This window comes from Streptomyces sp. NBC_00829 (assembly GCF_045161795.1).
Classification (GTDB): domain Bacteria; phylum Actinomycetota; class Actinomycetes; order Streptomycetales; family Streptomycetaceae; genus Streptomyces.
In genome coordinates, this window is sequence record NZ_CP108867.1 from 6847341 (window position 1) to 6873016 (window position 25676).

The following is a 25676-nucleotide window of genomic DNA, read 5'->3' on the forward strand; positions in this document are numbered from 1 at the left end:
GCGCCGTGTCCTGGTTGAACTCGGAGGCGTTCACCGCCTTCGACCAGCACATCAAGTGGTCCGACATGATCGGCAACACGATCGGGCTGGCCGCGCTCGCACTCGGCTGGCGGCGCTCCGTATGGACCTGGCCGGTGCAGTTCGTCTCCGGCCTCGTACTCTTCGTCGCCTTCGCCTCGTCCCATCTGACGGGCAGCGCGGGCAAGCAGGTCGTGGTCATGGTCGTCGCCGCGTGGGGCTGGTGGCAGTGGACCCGCGGCCGGCAGCAGGCCCAGGACGGCTCGATCGCCGTCCGTTTCGCGAGCCGGCGTGAGCGCGGAGTCCTCGTCGCCGCCGCGGCCGTCGGCACCGTCGCCGTCGCCGGGCTCTTCACCCTTCAGCCGTCCCTCTCCTGGGACCCGTGGCCCGACGCGTACATCTTCGTCGGCACGCTGATCGCCATGTACGCCCAGGCCCGCGGCCTGGTCGAGTTCTGGTTCGCCTGGCTGCTCGTCGACCTCGTCGGCGTTCCGCTCAACTTCGCCAACGGCTTCGCCTTCTCCGGCTTCGTCTATGTCCTTTACGGCGCGCTCGTCCTGTGGGGCATGCGCGACTGGTGGCTGCGCTCCCGTACGAGCGCCAAGCCCTCCCTGGAAGGAGCGGCAGCATGACCTCCCGCCCGTCACCCACCACCGTGCCCGAGGCGCCTCGCGTCACCCCCTCGACGCCCACGTGGTACTCCACCGACAACGTCGAGGACTTCGCACTCGACCCGGTCGAGCAGGCCATCCGCGACATCGCGGCCGGACGGCCCGTCGTGGTCGTCGACGACGAGGACCGCGAGAACGAGGGAGACCTCGTCATCGCCGCCGAGAAGGCCACCCCCGAGATCGTCGCCTTCATGATGAGCGAGTGCCGCGGCCTGATCTGCGCTCCCATGGAGAGCGAGGACCTGGAGCGGCTCGAACTGCCCCAGATGGTCGACCGCAACACGGAGTCCATGCAGACGGCCTTCACCGTGTCCGTCGACGCGGGCCCCGCGTTCGGCGTCACCACCGGCATCTCCGCGGCCGACCGCGCCACCACCCTGCGGCTGCTGGCCGGCGGCGAGGCCGAGGCCTGCGACTTCGTACGCCCCGGGCACGTCTTCCCGCTCCGGGCCAAGCCGGGCGGTGTGCTGGTGCGCAACGGCCACACCGAGGCCGCCGTCGATCTCGCCCGGCTCGCGGGCCTGCGGCCGGCCGGCGCGATCGTCGAGATCGCCGGCGAGGACGGGGTGATGCTGCGGCTGCCCGAGCTGATCCCGTTCGCCCGCAAGCACGGCCTGACGATCATCTCCATCGACGACCTGATCGCCTACCGCCGCACCTCCGAGCCGACCGTCGAGCGGGAGGCCGAGGTCAATCTGCCCACCTCCTTCGGGCAGTTCACCGCCTACGGCTACCGCTCCACCATCGACGGCATCGAGCATGTCGCCCTCGTCCACGGCGACATCGGCGACGGCGAGGACGTTCTCGTCCGCGTCCACTCCGAGTGCCTGACCGGCGACATCTTCCACTCGCTGCGCTGCGACTGCGGCCCCCAGCTCCAGGCGTCGATGGAGCACATCACCGAGACCGGGCGCGGTGTCGTGGTCTATCTGCGCGGCCACGAGGGCCGTGGGATCGGCCTGCTGTCCAAGCTTCGTGCGTACGAGCTCCAGGAGCGCGGGCGCGACACCCTCGACGCCAACCTCGAACTCGGACTGCCCGCCGACGCCCGCGACTACGCGGCCGGCGCCCAGATCCTGGAGGACCTCGGCGTACGCAGCCTGCGGCTGATGACCAACAACCCCGACAAGATCACCGCGCTCGTCCGGCACGGCCTCACGGTCCACGAGCGGGAGCCGATGCCCGTCCAGGCGGGGGAGCACAACCTCCGGTATCTGCGCACCAAGCGGGACCGGATGGGACACGACCTGCCCTGGCTCGACGCCTCCACGACGTCCGCCTGCGGCAACCAGTAAGCCAGTAAGCATCAAGGGAGAAACATGAGCGGCAAGGGTGCACCCGAACTGTCCGTACGCAACTGCGGCGACCTGCGGGTGGCGGTGATCGCGGCCCAGTGGCACGAGAAGGTCATGGACGGCCTCGTCGACGGTGCCCTGCGAGCCCTGCACGAGCTGGGCATCGACGAGCCGACACTGCTGCGTGTCCCCGGCAGCTTCGAGCTCCCGGTGGTCGCGAAGGTGCTGGCCGGCCGCGGCTACGACGCGATCGTCGCGCTCGGCGTCGTCATCCGCGGCGGCACCCCGCACTTCGAGTATGTGTGCCAGGGCGTGACCCAGGGACTCGTCCAGGTCTCCGTGGACACCGGCGTCCCGATCGGATTCGGGGTGCTGACCTGCGACACCGACGAGCAGGCGCTGGACCGGGCCGGTCTTGAGGGGTCCAACGAGGACAAGGGGCACGAGGCCGTCACGGCCGCGCTGGCCACCGCCACGACGCTGCGCAGCGTCAGCGAACCCTGGCGCTGAGTCGTCCGGGCGCACCCTCTACTCTGAGACCATCATGGCGAACAAAACCTTCGAAGAGCTCTTCGCCGAGCTGCAGCTCAAGGCGAAGAACGGCGACCCGGCCACCTCCCGCACCGCCGAACTGGTGGACAAGGGCGTGCATGCCATCGGCAAGAAGGTCGTCGAGGAGGCCGCCGAGGTGTGGATGGCCGCCGAGTACGAGGGCAAGGAAGCCGCCGCCGAGGAGATCTCGCAGCTGCTGTACCACGTCCAGGTGATGATGGTCGCCCGCGGGATCTCCCTCGACGACGTCTACGCCCACCTCTGAGCATCACCTCTTCCCCACATGTACGAGCAAAGGAAACCCGGTCTCATGCTGCGCATCGCCGTCCCCAACAAGGGTTCACTGTCCGGACCTGCGTCGGCGATGCTCCATGAGGCCGGCTACCAGCAGCGCAAGGAGTCCAAGGAGCTCGTTCTCGTCGACCCCGAGAACGAGGTCGAGTTCTTCTATCTGCGCCCCCGCGACATCGCGATCTACGTCAGCTCCGGCAAACTCGACATCGGCATCACCGGCCGCGATCTGCTGCTCGACTCCGGCGCCAGCGCCGAGGAGATCCTCCAGCTCGGCTTCGCCCGCTCCACGTTCCGCTACGCCACCAAGCCCGGCACGGCGGGGGGCGTCGCCGACTTCGGCGGAATGACGATCGCCACCTCGTACGAGGGCATCGTCGCCAAGCACCTCGCGGACAACGGCATCGACGCCTCCGTCGTCCACCTCGACGGCGCCGTCGAGACGGCCATAGAGCTCGGAGTGGCCCAGGTCATCGCCGATGTCGTGGAAACCGGCACCAGCCTGCGCAATGCCGGCCTGGAGGTCATCGGCGAGCCGATCATGAAGTCCGAGGCGGTCGTCATCCGGCGCACCGGTGCGAACGGTGACGACCCGAAGGTGCAGCAGTTCCTGCGCCGCCTCCAGGGCGTCCTGGTCGCCCGCAGCTACGTGATGATGGACTACGACTGCCGGGTCGAGCACCTGGAGCAGGCCGTCGCCCTCACCCCGGGTCTCGAATCACCGACCATCTCACCGCTCCACCACGAGGGCTGGGTCGCCGTCCGCTCGATGGTCGCTGCCAAGGAAGCACAGCGGATCATGGACGACCTGTACGACCTCGGGGCGCGCGCGATCCTCACCACGGCCATCCACGCCTGCAGGCTCTGAGGGATGCCCGCCACGATGCCCACCGACGCGCCTCAAGTCCCCGCGCTTCCGGTCACATTCAGGCCGACCCGCACCCGGGTCGTCCTGCTGACCGTGGGCGCGGCGATGTTCGCCGTGATCACCGCGGTCGCCCTGCTCCTCGAAAAGCTGAGCGCGGGGGAGCGGAGCAGCTTCGTCCTCACCGCGCTGATCTTCTTCGGCGTCCTGGCCCTGTTGAGCCGTCCCAAGGTGGTCGCCGACGAGGACGGCGTCACCGTCGTCAACCTCACCCGTACGCGCCGGCTGGCGTGGGCGGAGATCCTGAGGGTGAATCTGCGCCCCGGCGACCCCTGGGTCTTCCTCGACCTCAGCGACGGCACCAGCCTGCCCGTACTCGGCATCCAGCCCGGCATCGCCAGGCAGCACGCGATCCGCGACGCCCGCGCCCTGCGGAGCCTCGCCGAGAGCCGGGGCACCCGCCCGGACGAAGACCGGTAGACGAATCCGGACGAGCGGACCCGGCCCGGGACGGCCCGGACGCCGGGGCAGTGAGACGAGGGCCACGGCGACGCGAGCGGCGATGCCCCTGCCCCGAGTGCCGTCGGCTTGATTACTCTGGTGACGGCGGCGCCCCGTGCGCCCCGTCCCGCATCACCCCGGCCGCCATCGGCCCGCGGGACACCTGCGACCCGAGGAGTGACTCCCTCCAGCAATGGACGGATCGTCCGGTAGTACCTGCGCCGCCCCCTCCCAGGAGGCGGCGGCATGATCATCCCCCTGTTGCTGCTCGCCGCAGCCCTTCTCCTGATCCTCGCCAACGGCTTCTTCGTGGCGGCCGAGTTCGGCCTTGTCACCGTGGAGCGTGCCGACGCCGAACGCGCTGCGGCCGACGGCGACCGCCGCGCCCGCCGTGTCGTCACCGCACTGCGGGAGCTCTCCTTCCAGCTCTCGGGCACCCAGCTCGGCATCACCATCACCTCGCTCGTCGTCGGCATGCTCGCCGAACCGGCCCTCGCCCAGCTGCTCGACGGACCGCTGACCGCCACCGGACTGCCCGATGGGGCCGCCTCCGGCGTCGCGGTGGTCATCGGCATGCTGCTCGCCTCCGCCGTCCAGATGGTGATCGGTGAGCTCGTCCCCAAGAACTGGGCGGTCTCGCGGCCGTTGCAGGTAGCACGGTTCGTCGCCGGACCGCAGCACCTCTTCTCGACCGCCTTCCGCCCCGTGATCACCCTGCTCAACACCGTCGCCAACCGGCTGGTACGCCTGCTCGGCGTCGAACCGGCCGACGAGCTGGCGTCCGCCCGCACCCCGGGCGAGCTGGTCTCTCTCGCCCGCCGCTCGGCGCAGGCCGGAGCCCTGGAGCAGGACACCGCCGATCTGTTCGTACGGACCCTGTCCCTCGGGCACCTGACCGCACAGCATGTAATGACCCCGCGGGTGAAGATGAGCGCTCTGCAGAGCTACGCCACCGCGGCCGACGTCCTCAATCTCACCCGGGCGACCGGCCTGTCCCGCTTCCCCGTCTACCGGGAGCGCATCGACGAGATCGTCGGGATGGTCCACCTCAAGGACGCGCTCGCGGTGCCCGTGGACGAGCGGCTGCGCACGCCGGTGGACCGGGTGGCCGTACCGCCGCTGCTGGTGCCCGAGACGCTGCCCGTGCAGCAGCTCCTGGAGCGGTTGCGCAGCGAGCAGCCCATCGCGGTGGTGGTCGACGAGTACGGCGGAACCGCTGGGGTCGTCACCCTGGAGGACATCATCGAGGAGCTCGTCGGTGAGGTCCGCGACGAACACGACGCCGAGGCCGACGCCCGCCCCGAACTCGCCCCCGCGGCGGCCGAGGAGGGCAACCCCGCCTGGGAGGCCGACGGCAGCTGCCGGGTTCTGACCCTGCGGCGCATAGGCCTCGATGTGCCGGACGGCCCGTACGAGACCGTGGCCGGCCTGGTGGCCGATCTGCTGGGGCGCATCCCCGCCCCCGGGGACCGGGCCGAGCTGCCCGGCTGGCGGCTCTCCGTGCGCCAGGTGGACCGCTATCGCGCCGAGCGGGTGCGCCTGGTGCGTCTCACCGAGGTGCCGGCCGTGACGGAGGCCGCGCGATGAGCGTCCTCCAACTGCTGTTCGCGCTGCTGCTGGTCCTGGCGAACGGGTTCTTCGTCGGGGCCGAGTTCGCGCTCGTCTCCGTACGCCGCAGCCAGATCGAGCCGCGCGCGGCCGAGGGCTCGTCCCGGGCCCGGCAGGTGCTGCACGGACTGGAGAATCTGCCGCAGATGATGGCGGCCGCACAGTTCGGCATCACCGTCTGCTCGCTGACCCTCGGCGCGGTGGCCGAGCCGGTTGTGGCCCGGCTGCTGGAGCCCGTCTTCCACGCGGCCCGGGTGCCCGAGGGGCTCATCCATCCCCTGGGCTATGTCATCGCCCTGGCCGCGGTCGTCTTTCTGCATCTCGTCATCGGCGAGATGGTCCCGAAGAACCTGGCGATGGCAGCCCCCGAGAAGACCGCGCTCTGGCTGGGCCCCGGCCTGGTCGGCTTCGCCCGGCTGTGCCGGCCGGTCACGGTGGGACTCGGCGCCTGCGCCCGGCTGGTGCTGCGGGCCTTCCACGTCGAGCCGAAGGACGAGGTGGAGTCGGTCTTCACCAGCGAGCAGCTCAACCGGCTCGTCGAGGACTCCGGGCAGGCCGGTCTTCTGGAGCCGGCGGAGCAGGAGCGGCTGGAGGACGCGCTGGAGCTGGGCAGCCGCCCGGTGGCCGATGTGCTGATCCCGCGCTCCGCCCTGGTGACGGTCCCGCCGTCGGTGACTCCCCGCCAGATCGAGGAGCTGACCGTGCGCACCGGCTACTCCCGCTTCCCGGTCTGCGCGGACGGATCCGGGCCGTACATGGGGTATCTGCACGTCAAGGACGTCCTCGACCTGGAGGACGGCGTGCGGGCCGTGCCCCAGCACATCTGGCGCCCCATGGCGACCCTGCGGGCCGAGCTCCCGCTCGACGACGCTCTCGCCGTGATGCGCCGCGCGGCCACCCACCTGGCCCAGGTCGCGGACGCGTCCGGCCGGGTGCTGGGTCTGGTCGCGCTGGAGGACGTCCTGGAGATGCTGGTCGGCGAGGTGCGTGACCCGTCCCACCGGGTCACGGGTCCCCGGGCGCACCAGCCGTCCCTGGACACCGCCCTGGTGGGCTGAGCCCCCGGGCGCCCTCAGCCCAGCGGGGGATCCTGCGGGCCGCGGTCCACCGGACCGCGGCCCGACAGCACCTCGCCGTACGCCTGCATCAGATCGGGCAGCCGCAGCGTGGCGAGGTCCTCACGGGTCGGCGTGCCCGGATATCCGGAGAGCCGCAGATCGCGGTAGGCGCAGCTCTTCTCGTACAGCGTGCGCAGGAATCGGCCGTTGCCGAGTTCGTCGATCCAGCCCTGGTCCACCACATGGCCGCTGATGGAGCGCAGTTCCTCGCGGACCTCGTCGTCCCACACATCGCCGTTCTCGGCGGCGAGGACCTCGCCGATCGCGGTCAGTTCGAGCGGGCGGTACGAGGGGAAGTCGACCCGGGTGGTGAACCGGGAGGAGAGACCGGGGTTGGCCGCCAGCAACCGGTCCATGCCTTCCGGATAGCCGGCCAGGATGACCACCAGATGGTCGCGGTTGTCCTCGGCGCGCTTGAGCAGAACCTGAAGGGCCTCGTCGCCGTACGCGTCGCCCTTGCTGTAGCCGGAGTTGGAGAGGCTGTAGGCCTCGTCCACGAAGAGCACCCCGCCGAGCGCCGAGTCGATCAGCTCATTGGCCTTCACCGCGGTCTGTCCGAGGAACTCGCCGACCAGATCCGAACGCTGGGCCTCCACCAGATGGTCCCCGCCGAGCAGCCCGAGGGCGTAGAAGACCCGGCCCAGGATGCGGGCCACGGTGGTCTTGCCGGTACCGGAGGGACCGGAGAAAACAAAGTGACGCTTCGGCGGCTGGACGGGAAGTCCCTGACCGGCGCGCAGCCGGGCCATCTTCAGCTGCGCGGACAACGCCTTGACCTGGCGCTTGACCGGCTCCAGACCCACCATCCGCTCCAGCTCGGCCAGCGCCTCGTCGAGCAGCGCCGGATCGGTGGACCCCGCCGGGAAGGCCGGGGGCGAGGGCTGCGCGGGGACGACCGCCTTGTGTCGCGGACTCTCCGGCGGCACGCTCGGCACCGACCCCGGCAGCTGGGTCTGCGGATCGAGGCCGACGCGCGCCTCCGCCGCCGGGGAGCCGTCCCCGTCGGCCTGCGCGTCGACGGCCTCCTGCCCCACACCGGCCAGGGACACCGTCGCGAGCCCGGCAGGGTCGTCGTATCCGTCGATGCCGTCGTACTCGGCGATCGCCGCGAGCCGCGCGGAGGTGTCCATGAAGGCCGGGTCGATGCGGTGCACCGCGCGGTACAGCGGCAGGGCGGCGGCGCTGCGGCCGGTGCCCTCGTGTGCCCGCGCCAGCCAGTACCGCAGCTCCTTGCGCTGAGGCTGCTCGCTGCGGCAGCGCATCAGGGCCGCGGAGAGCATCGGCTCGGCCTGCCCGTACATCTCCAGACGCACCCGGGCCATGCCACCGAAGAGCCCGGCCTCGATGCCCAGCATCGGATCGCTCACCAGCGGCTCGGTGTGGCGTACGAGCTGTTCCCAGTCCTTGACCAGATAGGCCCGGCAGGCGTGCAGAAAGCGCACCTGAGGGTCGGCGTCCACCGGAGGGAGCCCGGCGAGCGCGCGGTCCAGCTCCGGCACATGGCGGCCGTCGAGCCAGTGCGAGGCGTGCGCGAGCAGGAGGTCGCGCGGGCTCTCCAGGACCGGCTGGACCCACCAGCCGAGCCAGTACCAGGAGTTGAGGGTGCGGCGGTGACGGGCCCGCTGCTCGCCGAAGCGCTCACGTGCGCGGTACATGCGCAGCAGCGCGTTGGTGGTGTCGACGCGCAGGGCGTGCAGCCCCAGCCAGCCGTCGGCCATCTCGGGATCGAGCCGCACGGCGGTGCGGAACTCCTCCTCGGCCTGCGGGTACGCGCCCATGGTGTAGGCGTCCACGCCGCGAACCCAGGCGAGGTCGGCCGGGGCCGGTGCGCCCTGCGTGCCGATGTCCATCAGGTCCCCCACAAGTGCACCTGTCCTGTGTTGTCCGGGGGAGGCTCCCCGGACCCCCGGCGCCGGGCGGGCGACCGTGGGCAACGCACTGAACCGCCATGCCGTGGACGGGAATTGACCCCACCGGGGTGCATCGTACCTGCGCATGGCGGCTGCGACGAAGGGCACAGAAGTGATCCGGTGGCGGTGACCCTGGGTAAGCGGAACGAGGGGTGCCGTGCCAAGGGGAGGGGAAGGGGCAGAACGAAGCCCCCGATCACGGGGGAACAACCGGGGGCTTCGCGTCTGCGGCGGCTTCGGAAAGCCGCACATTGAGAACGTAAGACCTGTCAGCCCCGTCGGTCAAGAAGAGTTGAGGCACTCTTGAGCGGGACTTCCGACTGCTCATTATGCCGGGGGAGAGTAGTCACCCTGCGTGATGGATTGGTTCGAACGCGCTGTCGCAGGAGGTCCCGGGAGCCACTTGTACCCCTCCCGAAACTCGCATACCAGGGCATCTGCGAACGGACGCGAGGGGTCCTCCGCGAAATGGCGAGCCTCCGCCACGATCCACCCGTCCCAGAAGGAAGAGAGTTCGCCTCCGTCCCGGCTCCGGCCCCGCTGCCAGGATTCTTCGGCGTTTATCTCCATCCACAGCAGCCCCGCCAGGTACGGGCGCAACTCCCGTCGCCCCGCTCCCACTCCCTCGATCAGTACGACCGGAGCGGCTGCCAGGGCGCGTGGAGACCCGAAGCGCCGCAGAATCCAGTCGTACGGGTCATAGTGTGCGGTTCTTCCGTGCGAGAGCGGCTCGATCACCTGGGACAGCATCCGGTCCGTCCACTCGAAGAGCTGCTCATGGGTGGCCAGGTCGTCGAGGTGGAGCACCGGCACACCGCCTCCCTCGCCGCCGATGGCCGAGGCCAGCCGGGCGGCGAAGGTGCTCTTGCCCGAGCCCGCGTGGCCGTCGACCGCGATCAGCCGCACCGGTCCGCAGGACGGCGGCAGCGCGGCAAGCGCCGCTGCCCGCCGATCGAGGTCGTCCATCCGGCCACCCTACGAGGCCCGAAGCCGCCGCCGCAGGTCACGCCAGTGGAAGAGACCAATATTGGTGGCGCGACGCGGCTCCGGAAGCTGGCAGAAGGGTGCTCCTGCCCGCAATAGTTGGGCCACTGTCGCGCACCTGACTTGGGGGCCCCATGGCCGGATCACCTTCGCGCAGAACTCTGCTGGGCGCCGCGATCGCGGCAGCGGCCGGCGCCGGCGCGCTGTCGGCCTCGGCCGTGGCGACGCCCACCGCCGTTCCGGCCACCGAGCCCGCGGGGCACGGACACGGCACGCCGTCGCCACCGGTGGACAACCACTTCTGGGTCTCGTACACGGACTGGCGCAGCGGTACCGCGGCCGGCACACAGGCGGTCGCCGGCCTTCGCCCCGCCCTCGTCATCGCCACCCCGGCGGGCCGCACCGAGTACACCGATCCGCACACCGGCAAGAAGGCCACCTGGGAGTACGCCACCTGGACCTCGCCGGCGCATGTCTCCCGGGTGCCCGCGACCGAGGTCATCGCTTCCTGGAACGCCGCCACCCCGTCCGGCACCTGGCTCCAGGTCGAGCTCCGCGGCACCTACTCCGACACGACCTCGACCCCCTGGTTCGTGATGGGCCGGTGGGCGGCCGGCGACGGGGACATCCGGCGCACCTCGCTCGACGACCAGGGCGACGGCAGGGCGAGCGTCTGGACCGACACGTTCGCGATCGACGACGCGGCGAGCGGGCTGCGGCTGAGCTCGTACCAGCTGCGGCTGACCCTCTACCGCTTGCCCGGAACGACTCTCACGCCCACCGTGTGGCGGCTCGGCGCGATGGCATCCGACGTCCCGGGCCGCTTCACCGTACCCGCGTCGAAGCCGGGTCTCGCGCGAGAGCTGGCCGTGCCGCGGTACTCGCAGAACACGCACGTGGGCCAGTACCCGGAGTACGACAACGGCGGAGAGGCCTGGTGCAGTCCGACCTCCTCGCAGATGGTCCTCGAGTACTGGGGCCGCAAGCCCACCGTGGCCGACCTGGCCTGGGTGAATCCGGCCTTCGCGGACCCCCAGGTCTGCCACGCCGCCCGGTACACCTTCGACCACCAGTACAGCGGCTGCGGAAACTGGCCCTTCAACGCGGCCTATGCGGCGACCTACCGGGACATGAACGCGGTCGTCACCCGGCTCTCCTCGCTCACCGACCTGGAGACGCTGATCCGCGCGGGCATCCCGGCCCTGACGTCACAGTCGTTCCTCAAGGAAGAGCTGAGCGGGGCGGGCTACGGCACCTCCGGCCATCTGATGACAGTGATCGGCTTCACGGCGGGCGGCGATGTGATCGCGAACGATCCGGCGTCACCCAGCAATGCCGCCGTACGCCGCGTCTACCGGCGCGCCGAGTGGGAGACGATCTGGCTCCGGACCAAGCGCCACAACGCGAGCGGGAAGGTGGTACCGGGCACGGGCGGTGTCTGCTACCTGTACTGGCCGGCGCACCCCACGGCCGCCCAGCGCCTCGCCCTCGCGGCCTTCGGCATCCATTGAGAGCCGGCCGGTGAGAGCCCCTCGTCGTGGTCCTCGCTCGTCACCCAGCTCGGACTGCGGCAGCGCCCGAAAGCCAGGGCGCCCGGCTGCCCGGAAGCCGGCGGGCAGAGGTCTGCCATACTGCGGAGATCCTGTGGCAGTTGGAGACTAGGGCTCGATTTGAACATTAGTCAACAGCGCGGCGCCACCGAACGATCGCAGGTGCGCCGCGGTGAACTCATCGCAACCGGACGGAAGTTGTTCGCCGACACGTCGTACGACGCACTGTCGATGGATGACATCGCCAAACATGCCGGAGTGGCCAAGGGCCTGATCTACTACTACTTCAAGAGCAAACGCGGCTACTACCTGGCGATCATCGAGGACTCGGTGGCCGACCTCGTCTCGCGCGCGGCCGGCGAGACCGAGCTGCCGCGCGCCGAGCGGGTGTACCGCACGATCGACGGCTATCTGCGCTACGCACAGCACCACCAGGCGGCCTTCCGCACGATCGTCACGGGGGGCGTCGGCTTCGACACCCAGGTGCAGTCCATACGTGACGCGGTGCGCGACGAGCTGATCGCCACCATCGCCGAAGGCGCGTACGGCAGGCGCGACATCCCCATGCTCGCCCGGCTCGCGCTGCTGGGCTGGCTCAGCAGCGTCGAAGGGATCACCCTCGACTGGCTGGGCCATCCCGAGCTGACCCGCGAGACGGTGTGCGCGCTGCTGATGAGGATGCTGCGGGGCACGCTGCACACGATCGCGGACTTCGAGCCCGGGTGCCCGGAGCCGCCCACGGAGCCGCTGCCCGCCGCGCTCACCGAGTCCCTGCCCGTCACGGACGGGGCCGAGCCGGAGGCGGCGGCGGATGGCGCGCCCTTCGCGGAGCCCGCGCCGGCCGAGGCATGACACGAGGGCGGGCAGCAGCCACGACTGCCCGCCCCCGGTCCCTGCTTCCCCTTGCCCCGCAGGTCAGTTGATGGCCTTGATCAGCTCCCCGTTCGTGGTGTCACCGCTGAGCTCCCAGAAGAAGGTGCCGCCCAGCCCCTGCTGGTTCTTGTAGGTCATCTTCCCGGCGATGGTGGAGGGGGTGTCATAGCTCCACCACTGGTTGCCGCAGTGGGCGTAGGCGGTCCCGGCGACGGTGCCGCCCGCCGGGCACCTGGACTTCAGTTCCTTGTAGTCGTCGATGCCCTGCTCGTACTTGCCCGGCGCCGGGCCGGTCGCCGTGCCCCCGGGCGCCTTCTGGGTCACACCGGTCCAGCCGCGTCCGTAGAAGCCGATACCCAGCAGCAGTTTCGACGAGGGGACGCCGAGACCCTTCAGCTTCTTGATCGCCGCGTCGGTGTTGAAGCCCTGCTGAGGGATGCCGGTGTAGGAGGTGAGCGGCGAGTGCGGGGCGGTGGGGCCCTGCGCCGCCCAGGCGCCGAAGAAGTCGTACGTCATCGGGTTGTACCAGTTGACGTACTGGGCCGCGCCCGCGTAGTTCGCCGCCTCGATCCTGCCGCCGGACGAGGCGTCCGCGGTGATCGCCGCCGTCACCAGGTTCGAGCCGCCGAACTTCGAACGCAGCGCGGACATCAGGTTCTTGAACGACTCCCGGCCGCTGGTGTCGCAGCTCAGGCCGCAGGCATTCGGGTACTCCCAGTCGATGTCGATGCCGTCGAAGACATCTGCCCAGCGGGGGTCCTCGACCAGGTTGTAGCAGGACTGGGCGAAGGCCGCCGGGTTGGCCGCTGCCTGGCCGAAGCCGCCGGACCAGGTCCAGCCGCCGAAGGACCACAGGACCTTCAGGCCAGGGTGGAGCTTCTTCAGCTTGCGCAGCTGGTTGAAGCTGCCGCGCAGCGGCTGGTCCCAGGTGTCGGCGACGCCGTCGACGCTCTGGGCGGCGGTGTAGGTCTTCTCGTAGTCGGCGAATGAGTCGCCGATCGCGCACTTGCCGCCGGTGACATTGCCGAAGGCGTAGTTGATGTGGGTCAGCTTGTTCGCGGACCCGGACGTCTGGATGTTCTTGACGTGGTAGTTGCGGTCGTAGACGCCCCATTCGGTGAAGTAGCCGATCACCTTGTTCCCCGCCTTGGGAGCCGCCGCGGCCCGGGCGGCGGGCTTGGTGTCCGGTGCGGACTCGCCCGCCGAGGCGAGATGGGCGCCGGTGAGCAGCGTGGCGCCGAGGGCGGCGGTACAGGCGGCGGCGATGAGCGCCCGGAAGCGGGCGCGGGGACGGTGTGGTGCGAGCATCAGGTCTCCTCGTGGGGGAGGGAGATCGAGTGGGGGATGTGCTGTGCAGTCAGCCGTCGGGCTTTTGGCATGAACGCGGCCATGCGGTGGAGGGAACAGTAGAAGGACTAGACCAGTTGGTCAATGGTTCGTACCAATTCGGCTGGACGCCCCTGCGCACGGAGGTGACGAGGCCGACCCGTGACGGAACTCCGCTGATCGGGCATACTCAACGCGCCACAGCCACCACCAAGCCGCTTTCGTGATCCGGAAGGGCAGCATCGGCCTGGCAGTAAGTCCGGCGGCGCGCCCACACCCTTTCGCGCGCGACGCCGCAGCGCCCGACAGGGAGGAGAGCGCCGCTATGACCGACCGCGCCCCGCAGACGGTGGAACGTCAACTGCCCACCGAGGAGTCCAGGGATCTCATCGCCCTGGTGCGCGACATCATCCAGCGGGAGATCGCTCCCAAGGCGGCCGAGGAGGAGGAAGCGGGACGCTTCCCGCGCGAGGTCTTCTCGCTGCTGTCCGAGTCCGGGCTTCTGGGCCTTCCGTACGACTCCTCATACGGTGGCGGAGACCAGCCGTACGAGGTCTACCTCCAGGTGCTCGAAGAGCTTGCGGCCGCCCGCCTCACCGTCGGGCTCGGTGTCAGCGTCCACTCCCTCGCCTGCCACGGCCTCGCCGGCTACGGCTCCAAGGAGCAGCAGGCCGAGCATCTGCCCGCCATGCTCGGGGGCGGCCTCCTCGGCGCGTACTGCCTGTCCGAGCCCGCCTCGGGCTCCGACGCCGCATCGCTGCGCACCAAGGCCGTGCGCGCCGGGGACAGCTGGGTGATCACCGGAACCAAGTCGTGGATCACGCACGGCGGAGTCGCCGACTTCTACACCGTGCTGGCCCGCAGCGGCGGCGAGGGCCCCCGCGGCATCACCGCTTTCCTTGTCCCGGGCGATGTGCGGGGGCTGAACCCCGCCGCCCCCGAGAAGAAGATGGGCATGAAGGGCTCGCCCACCGCCCAGCTCAATTTCGACGGCGTACGGGTGCCCGACACCCGCCGGATCGGCGAGGAGGGCCAGGGCTTCGCGATCGCACTCTCCGCTCTCGACTCGGGCCGGCTCGGCATCTCGGCCTGCGCCATCGGGCTCGCCCAGGCGGCCCTGGACGAGGCGGTCTCCTACGCGACCGGGCGGCAGCAGTTCGGTAGGCCCATCGCGGACTTCCAGGGGCTGCGCTTCATGCTCGCCGACATGGCCACCCGGATCGAGGCGGGCCGTGCGCTCTACCTCGCGGCGGCCCGGCTGCGGGACGCGGGACGGCCCTTCTCGAAGGAGGCCGCGATGGCGAAGCTGTTCTGCACGGACACGGCGATGAGCGTCACGACAGACGCGGTCCAGGTGCTCGGCGGCTACGGCTACACCGTTGACTTCCCCGTCGAGCGCTACATGCGTGAGGCCAAGGTGCTCCAGATCGTCGAGGGCACCAATCAGATCCAGCGCATGGTCATCGCCCGTCACCTGGCCGGGCCTGAGACGCGCTGAATCGCCGGCCGAAGGCCGCAGGCGCCGCGAGTCCGCCCCACTCGGGGTCGCGTCGCCCCGGCGGTGTTCGTCCGCGGCGCGCCCAGGCTCCGGTGCGGGTGGCCCACCGGGCGGCGACCGCCTGACCACGGCAGCCCGGACCCGGCCTCCGGGTCCGGCCGGCCGTCACCGCAGTCCCGGTGCCCGGGTCCGACGGGCCGGTCACCACGCTCCCGGGCGCGCGGCTCCCGGAGGCGGCCCGTACTTCGCGGGCCCGCCCGCGAATCCGCCCGCCGGGGCCGACCGCCAACGCCTCCCGCCCCACCGCCACCACGACCCGGGCGCCCTGGTCGCACGGGTACCACCACTGCCTCCGGCCTCCCGCAAGGCTTCTGACGTACTGTCAATTCCCTCTGTCAATTCCCTTGTCCGCTCGGGAGGTTCGGACTTCCACACGCTCTGCGCGGCCCTGCGGCACGCGATCGGCATGTTGCGCGTCGCCTACCGGCAGGTGTGTTCCGGTGAGGTCGAGGTCCCGGCCGAGCAGGGACAGTCTGATCCTGCACCACGGCACTCTCGCCGCCATGGTGCAGGGAAGCTACCGGGGTGATCAGGCGGCATGGCGCCGCATCTGCGGCACCTGCACAGGTCGCGAGCCGGGACCGCCGACGTGCGAGAAGGGCTGCGTCCGCCAGTCGAGACCCTGGGGGAGCGTCAACAGCAGCGCTGTGTCCTGTTCCTGGACCTCAAGGGTCTCGTCGGCGGGGCGCGCCTGGGAGGCCGCCCGGCCGGTGCCCGAGCACACGGTGAGCCCGAACGGATTCCACGGCGTGGGGCACAGCGCATGCTCCGGCAGGACGTCCTCGTCCGCCAGCAGGGCGATCGGCTGTGCGCAGTCCGGGCAGATGACCCGGTACATCTCAAAGGTGTCGTACGCGTCGAACTCGTCCATCTCGGCCGGTTCGGCCGAATCGGCGGGCTCCGGTTCGGTACGTCCGCTGTTCTTGACACTCTGCATGGAGAATCTCCCCCTCGGGTGGGCCGACCAGGCACTTGCGGCCTCGACCTCAGCAAGCAATTCCCCACCGGCCCGGCGGGTAACCACTCGGTCACGAGGGACACTGCCACAAACCTGTGGCATTAGTCACATGCCCGCCGCAGGTGCCCCCGCACGCCGCAGCAGACTGTGCCGGAAGGGACCCGGGGCAATAGGTTGATCCGCATGGAGGAGCTGGATCGTCAGATCGTGGAGTTGCTCGTCAAGGATGGCCGGATGAGCTACACCGACCTGGGCAAGGCCACGGGCCTGTCCACGTCGGCGGTGCATCAGCGCGTCCGCCGCCTGGAGCAGCGTGGTGTCATCCGCGGCTACGCCGCCGTCGTCGATCCCGAGGCGGTCGGGCTGCCGATCACCGCGTTCATCTCGGTGAAACCCTTCGACCCCAGCGCACCCGACGACATCGCGGAACGCCTCGCCGACGTGCCCGAGATCGAGGCCTGTCACAGCGTGGCGGGCGACGAGAACTACATCCTCAAGGTGCGCGTCCCGACCCCGCTGGAGCTGGAGCATCTGCTCACCCGCATCCGTTCGCTGTCCGGCGTGTCGACCCGCACCACTGTCGTGCTGTCCACCCCGTACGAGGCACGCCCGCCGCGTATCTAGGCTGGTCCCATGACCGAGAGCACCGCCCCTCAGAGCGAACACCGCACCGTGCTGCTGCGCGGTGGAGAAGTCCACAGCCCCGCCGACCCCTTCGCCACGGCGATGGTCGTCGAACGAGGGCGTGTCGCCTGGGTGGGCTCCGAGGGCGCCGCCGACGCGTTCGCCTCCGGCGTCGACGAGGTGGTCGATCTGGAAGGGGCTCTCGTCACCCCCGCGTTCACCGACGCACACGTTCACACCACCGCGACCGGTCTGGCCCTCACCGGGCTCGACCTGTCCGGCGCGCGCACGCTGGCCGACGCCCTCGATCTCGTACGGCGGCACGGCGCCGCCCACCCGGGCGACAGGGTGCTCCTCGGGCACGGCTGGGACGCCACGCGCTGGCCGGAGCAGCGCCCGCCCTCCCGCGCCGAACTGGACGAGGCGGCAGGAGGCCGCCCCCTGTATCTGCCGCGGATCGACGTCCACTCGGCCGTGGTCACCACAGCCCTGCTCGACCTGGTCCCCGGGGTCACGGGCCTCGCCGGGTACCGCCCGGACGCGCCGCTGACGGCCGCCGCCCATCACGCCGTGCGGTCCGCGGCCAACGGTGCGATCACTCCCGGCCAGCGCGCCGCCGCGCAGCGCGCCGCACTCGCGCGGGCGGCGTCGCTGGGCATCGGCACCGTCCATGAATGCGCCGGCCCCGACATCTGCGACGAGGACGACTTCACGTCCCTGCTCGCGCTCGCCGACGCGGAAGCCGGCCCCAGGGTCCTCGGCTACTGGGCCGAACGGGTCGCGAACGCGAAGGACGCGCAGCGCATCCGTGAACTCGGCGCGATCGGCGCGGCCGGCGACCTCTTCGTCGACGGATCCCTCGGCTCGCACACCGCCTGCCTGCACTCCGACTACGCCGACGCCCCGCACACCGGCACCGCTCATCTCGACGAGGCCGAGATCGCCTCCCATGTCACCGCCTGTACCGAGGCGGGGCTGCAGGCCGGATTCCACGCCATCGGGGACGCCGCGCTCAGCGCCGTCACCAACGGCGTCCGGGCAGCCGCCGAGACGCTCGGCCTTGCCCGTGTCCGCGCCGCCCGCCACCGCGTCGAACACGCCGAGATGCTCACCCCCGAAACCATCGCGGCCTTCGCCGAGTTCGGTCTCACCGCCTCCGTCCAGCCCGCCTTCGACGCGGCCTGGGGCGGCGAGGACGGGATGTACGCGCAGCGCCTCGGCGTCGAGCGGGCCCGCACACTCAACCCGTACGCCGCCCTCCTGCGGGCCGGCGTGCCTCTCGCCTTCGGCTCCGACAGCCCGGTGACGCCGCTGGACCCGTGGGGCACGGTCCGGGCCGCGGCCTTCCACCGGACACCCGGGCACCGGGTCTCCGTCCGTGCGGCGTTCGCGGCCCATACACGCGGCGGCCGGCGGGCCGTCGGCCGCGACGACGCGGGGGTTCTGGTGCCCGGCGCGCCCGCGGACTACGCCCTGTGGCGCACCGAGGAACTCGTCGTCCAGGCCCCCGACGACCGGGTCGCCCGTTGGTCCACCGACCCCCGGTCGGGCACGCCCGGCCTGCCCGACCTCACCCCCGGCGCCGAACTCCCGGTCTGTCTGCGGACCGTGGTCTTCGGACAAACCATCTTCGAGCGGCCGAACGAGTGACGTGCGGACATTTCGTACCGCCGATCGAAGTTCCGAACGCTCCGCCGCGACCTGCGGATCTTCGGGCCTGACCTGGTCATTCGGGTAAAGCGCGCAGATCGCAGGACTGTTGACACGGAGCGCCCACCGGCCGGTAGGTTCGGCCGAGTCCACCACGGGACGTCCGACCGGCAACTTCCACGCAGTCGTCGAACGCCGCTGGGTCATGGGGCAGGGTGTCGCACCGGCGCACTGCCACTGGGAGCCAGGTTCAGCGCCCGCGCCTCGGGGGCGAGGGAAGGTTTCAGCCGGACGGCAGGTGTGACCCGGGTGGGGCCCGGCGTTCAGTAGACAACGGCTCTCGGTCGACCCGCAGCCAGCGGGTCCCAGGTCGGCCCGAAGGACGCCGGGCCCTGGTCCGCTTCGTGAGGCTGTCTGCCCGACCCCGCCGCGGACCTCTCACACCTTCTCCGCCAGGTCCGCGACACGACACCCCAGCTCCGTGCCGCCGCGGCCGGGCGCCCGGCGCTCGCTATGGTGGGGCTCCGTGCACGGACTCTAAGGGGCAGCAGTGAACGACGGTGGTGCGGTTCCTCACGGCGAAGACCGGGGGAGGCGGTACGGCCCGCTCGGCAGAGCCTTGGTGATCATTCCGACCTACAACGAGGCCGAGAACATCAAGCCGATCGTCGCCCGGGTGCGGGCCGCCGTGCCCGCGGTGGACATCCTCGTCGCCGACGACAACAGCCCCGACGGGACCGGCAAGATCGCCGACGAACTCGCCGCCCAGGACGAGCAGGTGCACGTGCTGCACCGCAAGGGCAAGGAGGGCCTCGGAGCCGCCTACCTGGCGGGCTTCGCCTGGGGCATCGAGCACGGCTACGGCGTGCTCGTCGAGATGGACGCCGACGGCTCCCACCAGCCGGAGGAGCTGCCCCGCCTGCTGACCGCCCTCAAGGGCGCGGACCTGGTTCTCGGCTCGCGCTGGGTCCCCGGCGGACGGGTGGTGAACTGGCCCAAGTCCCGGGAGTTCCTCTCCCGCGGCGGCAGTACCTACTCCCGTCTGCTTCTCGGCGTCCCGATCCGGGACGTGACCGGCGGTTTCCGGGCCTTCCGTGCCGAGACCCTCCAGGGCCTCGGGCTCACCGAGGTGGCCTCGCAGGGCTACTGCTTCCAGGTCGACCTGGCTCGCCGCGCCGTCGCCGCCGGATTCCATGTCGTCGAGGTACCGATCACCTTCGTCGAGCGGGAACTGGGCGACTCCAAGATGAGCCGGGACATCGTCGTCGAGGCGCTCTGGCGGGTCACTGCCTGGGGCGTCGGAGGCCGGGCGAATCGTCTCCTCGGTCGCAAGTCCCCCTGACACCTTCCGGCCCGGTCCGTCGCGCGGCGCCGGCGGCCGGTCCTCCTGATCACCCCTTCCTCCGCTCCGCCCGGTGCCCAGGCACACTGGGAGCATGACGACCGGCACACCGCTCCCGACGGCCCCCAAGCGCTCCCGCGCCCGCACCTTCGTCCCGCTCGGCATCGCCGCCTGGGTGGTCCTGGAGGTGTGGCTGCTGATCCTCGTCGCCTCGGCGGCGGGCGGGTTCACGGTCCTCGCCCTGCTCATCGGCGGCGCCGTCCTCGGCGCCGTCGTGATCAAGCGGGCCGGCGGGCGTGCCTTCCGCAATCTCACCGAGACGGTCCAGCGGCAGCAGTCGGGGCTGACTCCCGAGGCGAGCCCCGGCGCCGCCAACGGCGGCACGGGCAACGGCTTCCTGATGCTCGGCGGTCTGCTTCTGATGCTGCCCGGTCTGATCTCCGACGCGGCGGGGCTGCTGCTTCTGCTACCGCCTGTCCGCTCGATGCTCGGCCGGTACGCGGAGCGCTCGCTCGAACGCCGTATGCGCAGTGCCGCACCCGGCAGCCTGGGGGACGCCTTCCAGCAGGCGCGCATGCACCGTCCGGACGGGAAGGTCGTGCAGGGGGAGGTCATCCGGCAGGACGGGACGCCCGCGGGCGGCTACGAGGACGAGGGCGGCCCCAGGCCGCCGCTGACCCCCTGACCCCCTGACCCGCGGCCACGGAGCGGAGCCCGTGCCCCTGGCCCCCCGGCCCCGCGCGGATCCCGTGCCCCCGGACACCGCGGAGCTGCCTGGGCAGGCCCGCAGGATCGTCACGCAACGAGCCGCGGGCCGTCTCACATGACGTGAGACGGCCCGCGGCTCGTGTGTCGCTGTACGTGCGGTGGTGTTACGTGATCAGGCGGACTTCCGGCTGTCGCGCGGATGCACAGCGATGTTCATGGCGCCGGAACGCAGGACCGCCAGCCTCTCGGCCAGCACCTCCTCCAGTTCCTCGCGGGTGCGCCGCTCCATAAGCATGTCCCAGTGCGTTCGCGCCGGCTTGCCCTTCTTCTCCTCGGGGCCATCCCCGTCCACCAGGAGTGCCTGGGCGCCGCACGCCTTGCACTCCCACTCCGGCGGAATTTCCGCCTCTACCGAGAACGGCATCTCAAAACGATGTCCGTTCTGGCATGCGTACTCCACCGCCTGGCGCGGGGCCAGATCGATGCCGCGGTCCGTCTCGTAGCTGGTAACCACGAGGCGCGTACCGCGGAGAGCTCGCTCACTCATGAATCGTGCCTCCCGGGCTTGTCGCCCACAGGACATGTGTCGCTGTCGTCGTCATCCGGTCAACGTCCGGTCGGCGGTAAAGATTCCCGTTCCGGGTCATGCGTCGCCCGTCGTGCCGCTGCTTTTCCTGGGTTTGGGTACCCACCAGTGCCCGGTTTGTCACATCTGACAGGAAGTGTCACCCAGCGATTTCACTTCTTCAGCACGCAGTAACGGTCCGCCTGGCAGGCCAAAGGCGTACACTACCGGCCTTTCACTTCAACGTCTAAATCCGTTCCGGCACGGGGTTGCCCGCGGCGGCCACCGCTCGCCTGACCGGGACCCGCGCGAGCAGGACGAATCCGAGCGCGAAGAAGACCACCAAAGAGATGATCGCATCCCGATAACTGCCGGTCAGCTGGTATGCGAGCCCGAACACGAGCGGCCCCAGCCAGCTCAGTCCGCGGTCGCTCATCTCGTACGCGGAGAAGTACTCCGCCTCCTTGCCGTGTGGCACCAGATGTGAGAACAGCGACCTCGACAGGGCCTGGCTGCCGCCCAGAACCAGCCCGATCGCCCCGGCCAGCGCGAAGAACCAGACCGGAGCCCCGGCAGGCAGGAAGTAGCCCGCCGCCAGAATCAGCGTCCAGACCGCGAGCGACGCGAGAATCGTCCGCTTGGCCCCATGGGTTCTGGCCAGTCGGCCCATTCCCAGAGCGCCGACCACCGCGAGCACCTGTACCAGGAGCACCGCCGTGATCAGAGTCGTCTGATCGAGGCCCAGCTCCTCGGAGCCGTAGACCGACGCCTGCGAGATCACCGTCTGGACCCCGTCGTTGTAGATCAGGTAGGCCAGCAGGAACGACAGCGTCAGCGGGTGGCGGCGCATGTCCCGCAGCGTCGCCGTCAGCTGACGCCATCCGGATCCGACCGACCCCTCGCCGCTGGGGGCGACCTTTCGGTCCCGCAGCCGGCGCAGCGGCACCAGCGTGAACGCGCCCCACCACACGCCCGCCGAGGCCAGACAGATCCGTACAGCCGCCGATTCCGAGAGGCCGAACGACTCGTGGCCGGTGTACAGGACCAGATTGAGCACCAGCACCAGAGCGCCGGAGGTGTAGCCGAAGGCCCAGCCGCGGGACGAGACCGTGTCGCGTTCGTCCGGTTCGGCGATCTGCGGCAGATAGGCGTTGTACAGGACCATCGACACCGACAGTGAGGCGTTCGCGACGATCAGCAGGAACACGCCCAGCAGGTAGCGATCACCGTCGAGGAAGAACATTCCCGCCGTCGCGGCGGCCCCGGTATACGCGGCGGCGGCGAGCAGGGGCTTCTTGCGCCCGGTGCGGTCCGCGGCCGCGCCGGCCAGCGGCATCACCAGGACGGCGACCACCACCGATATCGACACGGCGTACGCGAAGACAGAGCCCGCCCGCACCGGTATGCCCAGCGGGTGCACATAGCCCTCGGCGTCCGCGGCGGCCTTCGCCACCGCGGTGAGATAGGGCCCGAGGAAGACTGTCAGCACGCTGGTGGAGTAGACGGAGCAGGCGAAGTCGTAGAAATACCAGCCATGCTGCTCGCGTCTGCGCTCGTTCGTCCCGGTCGTCCGGTCCGCGGTGTCGGCCGTCACTCCGCGCCCCCTCGCTCGTCCCGTTGTGCAGACGCGCGGGGTTCAGACCCAGACTCCCCGGTCGGTCAGTACCGTGCGCAACGTCTCCAGATGATCGGTCATGATGCCATCCACTCCGAGATCCAGGAGCGCGGCCATCCGTTCCGCGTCGTTCACGGTCCAGACATGGACCTGCAGACCCCTCGCGTGGGCCGCCTGAACAAAGCGGCGGTCCACCACCCGGATGCCGCTCTGCGACTCGGGAACCTGCGCGCACACCGCCCCCGCCCGGAGCGCCGCGGGGATGCCGAACGAGCGCAGCCGCAGGCTCAGCACGCCCCGCACACCGTAGGACGTCGCGAGCCGCGGACCCGCCAGGCGCATCGCTCTGGCCACCCGCCCCTCCGAGAACGAGCCGACGCACACCCGCTCCCACGCACCGGCGCGGCGGATCAGATCGATGAGCGGGACGAGTGCGGACTCCGCCTTGAGGTCGACGTTCCAACGGGCCTCGGGGAACTCCTCCAGCAACTCCTCGAACAGGGCCAGCGGCTCCTTGCCGCCGACTCTGGCCTGCTGGATCTCGCTCCAGGGCAGCGCGGCGATCTTGCCGTTGGCGTCCGTCACCCGGTCCAGCGTCGTGTCGTGGAAGGCGACGAGGCGGCCGTCCGCGCTCGTGTGGACGTCGGTCTCGAAGTAGCGGTAGCCGAGGCCGGCGGCTCGCCGGAAGGCCGCCGCGGTGTTCTCGATCCCCTCGGCAGCGCCGCCGCGGTGGGCGAAGGCGAGTGTGAAGGGATGGTCCAGGTAAGGGTGGAGTACACGGGTCACCGCCGCAGTATCGCCTGCCCGGGTGTCCCCGTGGCGACAACCGTGCTGCCGCCGCCCTCATCCGAGATGGCGAAGACCCGCAGGAAGAGCTGCGCCAGCGGACCGATCGCCAGGGCGTACGCCACCGTGCCGACGCCCACCGAGCCGCCGAGGACGAAGCCGGTGGCCACCACCGCCACCTCGATGGCCGTACGGACCAGCCGGATCGAGCGGCCCGTCAGCCGGTGCAGCCCCGTCATCAGACCGTCACGCGGGCCGGGGCCGAAGCGCGCCGCGATGTAGAGACCGGTCGCCACGCCGTTGAGGACGATGCCCCCGGCCAGCACCACCGTCTGCACCCCGAGCCCGTGCGCGTCGGGCACCACGGCCAGCGTGCCGTCCATCGCGATGCCGATCACGAAGACATTGGAGACCGTGCCGAGCCCCGGCCGCTGCCGGAGCGGGATCCAGAGGAGGAGTACCACCGCGCCGACGATGATGGAGACCACACCGATCGTCAGCCCCGTCCGCTCGGCCAGGCCCTGATGAAGCACCCCCCACGGTTCGAGCCCCAGCCCCCCGCGCACCAGGAGCGCCGAGCTCACTCCGTACAGCGCCAGACCGGCGTACAGCTGGAGCAGTCTGCGGGTGAGATGAGTGGACACGGCGGTCACTTGACGCCCCCCTCTGGAGGTTGTGGACTGGCGCATGACACTCTGTGGCTACGGAACAGACATCAACCATGGCCAATTCAAGGAAGGTGGACTGACTTCCATGACGCAGTGGACCTCTGCGGTGGGGGCGGCTCAGCTCGCCCGGCAGCTCACCTCCCAGCAGCCCCGCCCCGCCGGGCCCGGCAATCGCAAGCCGCCCGCCTACCGCGCGCTGGCCGACGGCATCCGGCTGCTCGTCCTCGAAGGCCGTGTCCCCGTCGCCGCGCGGCTGCCCGCCGAGCGGGAGCTCGCGCTCTCCCTCTCCGTCAGCCGCACCACGGTCGCCGCGGCCTACGAGGCGCTGCGCGCCGAAGGCTTCCTGGAGTCCCGCAGGGGCGCGGGCAGCTGGACCGCCGTGCCCGCGGGGAACCCGCTGCCGGCCCGCGGCCTCGAACCCCTGCCGCCCGAGTCGCTCGGCTCCATGATCGACCTCGGCTGTGCGGCCCTGCCCGCGCCCGAGCCCTGGCTCACCCGGGGTGTACAGGGCGCACTGGAAGAGCTGCCGCCGTACGCCCACACCCACGGCGACTACCCCGCGGGCCTGCCCGCCCTGCGCCAGATGCTCGCCGACCGCTACACCGAGCGCGGCATCCCCACCATGCCCGAGCAGATCATGGTGACCACCGGCGCGATGGGCGCGATCGACGCCATCTGTCATCTCTTCGCCGGCCGCGGCGAGCGCATCGCCGTCGAGTCGCCTTCGTACGCCAACATCCTTCAGCTGATGCGCGAGGCGGGCGCACGCCTCGTCCCCGTGGCGATGGCCGAGGGGCTGACCGGCTGGGATCTGCCGCGCTGGCGGCAGGTGCTGCGCGACGCGGCGCCCCGGCTCGCCTATGTGGTGGCCGACTTCCACAACCCGACGGGCGCGCTGGCCGACGAGGACCAGCGCCGGCGCCTCGTCGACGCGGCACGCTCGGCGGGCACGGTCCTCGTCGTCGACGAGACCATGACCGAGCTCCACCTGGACGACGTCGACATGCCACGGCCCGTCTGCGCCTTCGACCCGGCGGGCAGCAACGTGCTGACCGTCGGCTCGGCCAGCAAGGCCTTCTGGGCCGGAATGCGCATCGGGTGGGTGCGGGCGGCGCCGGACGTGATCCGCTCACTGGTCGCGGCCCGCGCGTACGCCGACCTGGGAACACCCGTGCTGGAACAGCTCGCCGTCAACTGGCTCATGCGGACCGGGGGCTGGGAGGAGGCCGTTGCCATCCGGCGGGCCCAGGCGCGGGAGAACCGTGACGCACTGGTCGGCGCACTGCGCAGGGAGCTGCCCGACTGGGAGTTCGACGTGCCGAGCGGCGGGCTGACCCTCTGGGTGCGCACCGGCGGACTCTCCGGTTCCCGGCTCGCCGAGGTCGGCGAACGGGTGGGTGTGCGCGTGCCGTCCGGACCCCGCTTCGGCGTCGATGGAGCCTTCGAGGGCTATGTGCGGCTGCCGTTCACCGTCGGCGGTCCGGTCGCCGACGAGGCGGCGGCCCGGCTGGCCGCGGCGGCGCGGCTCGTGGCGACGGGCGCGACCACCGGCACGGAAGCCCCGAGGACGTTCGTCGCCTGACGCCTGGGCGCTGCGCGCCTGTGTGCGGGACGCCTGTGCCGGGCGCATGGGACGGTGC

At 70.8% G+C, this 25676-nt stretch carries 24 protein-coding genes and 1 pseudogene; 17 read left to right on the forward strand and 8 right to left on the reverse strand.

Annotation, left to right across the window (positions count from 1 at the left end):
• Window positions 1-5 precede the first annotated feature (5 nt).
• The 8 genes from OG293_RS30665 (at window position 6) to OG293_RS30700 (ending at window position 6859) form a co-directional block, all read left to right on the forward strand.
• Entirely contained in the window at window positions 6-650 is a 645-nt protein-coding gene (locus OG293_RS30665) for a nicotinamide riboside transporter PnuC (RefSeq protein ID WP_406003764.1), read from the forward strand.
• Window positions 647-1984 carry a bifunctional 3,4-dihydroxy-2-butanone-4-phosphate synthase/GTP cyclohydrolase II gene (locus tag OG293_RS30670; RefSeq protein ID WP_406002013.1) on the forward strand — a complete coding sequence of 446 codons (1338 nt, stop codon included), beginning with the start codon at window positions 647-649 and terminating at the stop codon, window positions 1982-1984. Before OG293_RS30665 ends, OG293_RS30670 begins: the two co-directional genes overlap by 4 nt.
• Before the next feature lie 24 nt (window positions 1985-2008).
• The gene (gene ribH, locus OG293_RS30675; RefSeq protein WP_406002014.1) at window positions 2009-2494 is read left to right on the forward strand and encodes a 6,7-dimethyl-8-ribityllumazine synthase; all 486 of its coding nucleotides are present in this window, start codon (window positions 2009-2011) and stop codon (window positions 2492-2494) included.
• A gap of 34 nt (window positions 2495-2528) precedes the next feature.
• Window positions 2529-2801 carry a phosphoribosyl-ATP diphosphatase gene (locus OG293_RS30680; protein WP_142215995.1) on the forward strand — a complete coding sequence of 91 codons (273 nt, stop codon included), beginning with the start codon at window positions 2529-2531 and terminating at the stop codon, window positions 2799-2801.
• A 45-nt stretch (window positions 2802-2846) separates the two neighbouring features.
• Window positions 2847-3695 (forward strand): ATP phosphoribosyltransferase, encoded by an 849-nt coding sequence (gene hisG, locus OG293_RS30685; protein ID WP_406002015.1) that lies wholly within the window; start codon window positions 2847-2849, stop codon window positions 3693-3695.
• A 3-nt stretch (window positions 3696-3698) separates the two neighbouring features.
• Entirely contained in the window at window positions 3699-4172 is a 474-nt protein-coding gene (locus OG293_RS30690; RefSeq protein WP_406002016.1) for a PH domain-containing protein, read from the forward strand.
• 267 nt (window positions 4173-4439) lie between these two features.
• On the forward strand, window positions 4440-5780 hold the full coding sequence (locus tag OG293_RS30695) for a hemolysin family protein (RefSeq protein WP_406002017.1): 1341 nt from the start codon (window positions 4440-4442) through the stop codon (window positions 5778-5780).
• Window positions 5777-6859: a hemolysin family protein gene (locus OG293_RS30700; protein WP_406002018.1), complete on the forward strand. Its 1083-nt coding sequence runs from the start codon at window positions 5777-5779 to the stop codon at window positions 6857-6859. Before OG293_RS30695 ends, OG293_RS30700 begins: the two co-directional genes overlap by 4 nt.
• Window positions 6860-6873: 14 nt before the next feature.
• Here OG293_RS30700 and OG293_RS30705 read toward each other — a convergent pair whose 3' ends face one another.
• Complete coding sequence (locus tag OG293_RS30705) at window positions 6874-8769, reverse strand: AAA family ATPase (RefSeq protein ID WP_406002019.1); 1896 nt, start codon at window positions 8767-8769, stop codon at window positions 6874-6876.
• 387 nt (window positions 8770-9156) lie between these two features.
• The gene (locus OG293_RS30710; RefSeq protein ID WP_406002020.1) at window positions 9157-9795 is read right to left on the reverse strand and encodes a uridine kinase; all 639 of its coding nucleotides are present in this window, start codon (window positions 9793-9795) and stop codon (window positions 9157-9159) included.
• Window positions 9796-9947: 152 nt separating this feature from the next.
• Between OG293_RS30710 and OG293_RS30715 the strand changes: the two genes are divergently transcribed.
• Window positions 9948-11324: a peptidase C39 family protein gene (locus OG293_RS30715; RefSeq protein WP_406002021.1), complete on the forward strand. Its 1377-nt coding sequence runs from the start codon at window positions 9948-9950 to the stop codon at window positions 11322-11324.
• A 159-nt stretch (window positions 11325-11483) separates the two neighbouring features.
• The gene (locus OG293_RS30720; protein ID WP_406002022.1) at window positions 11484-12215 is read left to right on the forward strand and encodes a TetR family transcriptional regulator; all 732 of its coding nucleotides are present in this window, start codon (window positions 11484-11486) and stop codon (window positions 12213-12215) included.
• A gap of 63 nt (window positions 12216-12278) precedes the next feature.
• Here OG293_RS30720 and OG293_RS30725 read toward each other — a convergent pair whose 3' ends face one another.
• Window positions 12279-13544 carry a glycoside hydrolase family 18 protein gene (locus tag OG293_RS30725; RefSeq protein ID WP_406002023.1) on the reverse strand — a complete coding sequence of 422 codons (1266 nt, stop codon included), beginning with the start codon at window positions 13542-13544 and terminating at the stop codon, window positions 12279-12281.
• A 343-nt stretch (window positions 13545-13887) separates the two neighbouring features.
• Between OG293_RS30725 and OG293_RS30730 the strand changes: the two genes are divergently transcribed.
• Entirely contained in the window at window positions 13888-15060 is a 1173-nt protein-coding gene (locus tag OG293_RS30730; RefSeq protein ID WP_406002024.1) for an acyl-CoA dehydrogenase family protein, read from the forward strand.
• 424 nt (window positions 15061-15484) lie between these two features.
• Window positions 15485-15641: pseudogene (locus OG293_RS30735) on the forward strand (phosphotransferase family protein); the annotation flags it as partial.
• Window positions 15642-15649: 8 nt separating this feature from the next.
• Here the strand turns inward: OG293_RS30735 and OG293_RS30740 are convergent.
• Window positions 15650-16057, reverse strand: a complete 408-nt coding sequence (locus tag OG293_RS30740; protein WP_406002025.1) for a hypothetical protein — start codon at window positions 16055-16057, stop codon at window positions 15650-15652.
• A 204-nt stretch (window positions 16058-16261) separates the two neighbouring features.
• On the opposite strand from OG293_RS30740, the gene OG293_RS30745 reads away from it, so the two are divergent.
• From OG293_RS30745 to fxsA, 4 genes are all read left to right on the forward strand, one after another.
• The gene (locus OG293_RS30745; RefSeq protein ID WP_406002026.1) at window positions 16262-16702 is read left to right on the forward strand and encodes an Lrp/AsnC family transcriptional regulator; all 441 of its coding nucleotides are present in this window, start codon (window positions 16262-16264) and stop codon (window positions 16700-16702) included.
• 9 nt (window positions 16703-16711) lie between these two features.
• Window positions 16712-18352, forward strand: coding sequence for an amidohydrolase (locus tag OG293_RS30750; RefSeq protein ID WP_406002027.1), 1641 nt, complete (start codon window positions 16712-16714; stop codon window positions 18350-18352).
• Between the two features lie 550 nt (window positions 18353-18902).
• Window positions 18903-19694, forward strand: a complete 792-nt coding sequence (locus OG293_RS30755) for a polyprenol monophosphomannose synthase (RefSeq protein ID WP_406002028.1) — start codon at window positions 18903-18905, stop codon at window positions 19692-19694.
• 94 nt (window positions 19695-19788) lie between these two features.
• The gene (gene fxsA / locus OG293_RS30760; RefSeq protein ID WP_406002029.1) at window positions 19789-20379 is read left to right on the forward strand and encodes an FxsA family membrane protein; all 591 of its coding nucleotides are present in this window, start codon (window positions 19789-19791) and stop codon (window positions 20377-20379) included.
• A 195-nt stretch (window positions 20380-20574) separates the two neighbouring features.
• Here fxsA and OG293_RS30765 read toward each other — a convergent pair whose 3' ends face one another.
• From OG293_RS30765 to OG293_RS30780, 4 genes are all read right to left on the reverse strand, one after another.
• The gene (locus tag OG293_RS30765) at window positions 20575-20949 is read right to left on the reverse strand and encodes an RNA polymerase-binding protein RbpA (protein ID WP_003959706.1); all 375 of its coding nucleotides are present in this window, start codon (window positions 20947-20949) and stop codon (window positions 20575-20577) included.
• Window positions 20950-21214: 265 nt separating this feature from the next.
• Window positions 21215-22561 carry an MFS transporter gene (locus OG293_RS30770; RefSeq protein ID WP_406002030.1) on the reverse strand — a complete coding sequence of 449 codons (1347 nt, stop codon included), beginning with the start codon at window positions 22559-22561 and terminating at the stop codon, window positions 21215-21217.
• A gap of 42 nt (window positions 22562-22603) precedes the next feature.
• Window positions 22604-23368, reverse strand: coding sequence for a glycerophosphodiester phosphodiesterase (locus OG293_RS30775; protein WP_406002031.1), 765 nt, complete (start codon window positions 23366-23368; stop codon window positions 22604-22606).
• Window positions 23365-24057: a YitT family protein gene (locus OG293_RS30780; RefSeq protein WP_406002032.1), complete on the reverse strand. Its 693-nt coding sequence runs from the start codon at window positions 24055-24057 to the stop codon at window positions 23365-23367. Before OG293_RS30780 ends, OG293_RS30775 begins: the two co-directional genes overlap by 4 nt.
• Before the next feature lie 64 nt (window positions 24058-24121).
• On the opposite strand from OG293_RS30780, the gene OG293_RS30785 reads away from it, so the two are divergent.
• On the forward strand, window positions 24122-25618 hold the full coding sequence (locus tag OG293_RS30785; protein ID WP_406002033.1) for a PLP-dependent aminotransferase family protein: 1497 nt from the start codon (window positions 24122-24124) through the stop codon (window positions 25616-25618).
• Window positions 25619-25676 lie beyond the last annotated feature (58 nt).

Bases quoted from the DNA above. Each gene is read 5' to 3' on its own strand.
- OG293_RS30715 (WP_406002021.1), top strand. From the start codon at position 9,948: ATGGCCGGATCACCTTCGCGCAGAACTCTGCTGGGCGCCGCGATCGCG.
- OG293_RS30750 (WP_406002027.1), top strand. From the start codon at position 16,712: ATGACCGAGAGCACCGCCCCTCAGAGCGAACACCGCACCGTGCTGCTG.
- OG293_RS30695 (WP_406002017.1), top strand. From the start codon at position 4,440: ATGATCATCCCCCTGTTGCTGCTCGCCGCAGCCCTTCTCCTGATCCTC.
- OG293_RS30740 (WP_406002025.1), bottom strand. From the start codon at position 16,057: ATGCAGAGTGTCAAGAACAGCGGACGTACCGAACCGGAGCCCGCCGAT.
- OG293_RS30780 (WP_406002032.1), bottom strand. From the start codon at position 24,057: ATGCGCCAGTCCACAACCTCCAGAGGGGGGCGTCAAGTGACCGCCGTG.
- OG293_RS30725 (WP_406002023.1), bottom strand. From the start codon at position 13,544: ATGCTCGCACCACACCGTCCCCGCGCCCGCTTCCGGGCGCTCATCGCC.
- OG293_RS30670 (WP_406002013.1), top strand. From the start codon at position 647: ATGACCTCCCGCCCGTCACCCACCACCGTGCCCGAGGCGCCTCGCGTC.
- OG293_RS30690 (WP_406002016.1), top strand. From the start codon at position 3,699: ATGCCCGCCACGATGCCCACCGACGCGCCTCAAGTCCCCGCGCTTCCG.
- OG293_RS30785 (WP_406002033.1), top strand. From the start codon at position 24,122: ATGACGCAGTGGACCTCTGCGGTGGGGGCGGCTCAGCTCGCCCGGCAG.
- OG293_RS30710 (WP_406002020.1), bottom strand. From the start codon at position 9,795: ATGGACGACCTCGATCGGCGGGCAGCGGCGCTTGCCGCGCTGCCGCCG.
- OG293_RS30705 (WP_406002019.1), bottom strand. From the start codon at position 8,769: ATGGACATCGGCACGCAGGGCGCACCGGCCCCGGCCGACCTCGCCTGG.
- hisG (WP_406002015.1), top strand. From the start codon at position 2,847: ATGCTGCGCATCGCCGTCCCCAACAAGGGTTCACTGTCCGGACCTGCG.
- OG293_RS30700 (WP_406002018.1), top strand. From the start codon at position 5,777: ATGAGCGTCCTCCAACTGCTGTTCGCGCTGCTGCTGGTCCTGGCGAAC.
- OG293_RS30680 (WP_142215995.1), top strand. From the start codon at position 2,529: ATGGCGAACAAAACCTTCGAAGAGCTCTTCGCCGAGCTGCAGCTCAAG.
- fxsA (WP_406002029.1), top strand. From the start codon at position 19,789: ATGACGACCGGCACACCGCTCCCGACGGCCCCCAAGCGCTCCCGCGCC.
- ribH (WP_406002014.1), top strand. From the start codon at position 2,009: ATGAGCGGCAAGGGTGCACCCGAACTGTCCGTACGCAACTGCGGCGAC.
- OG293_RS30730 (WP_406002024.1), top strand. From the start codon at position 13,888: ATGACCGACCGCGCCCCGCAGACGGTGGAACGTCAACTGCCCACCGAG.
- OG293_RS30765 (WP_003959706.1), bottom strand. From the start codon at position 20,949: ATGAGTGAGCGAGCTCTCCGCGGTACGCGCCTCGTGGTTACCAGCTAC.
- OG293_RS30745 (WP_406002026.1), top strand. From the start codon at position 16,262: ATGGAGGAGCTGGATCGTCAGATCGTGGAGTTGCTCGTCAAGGATGGC.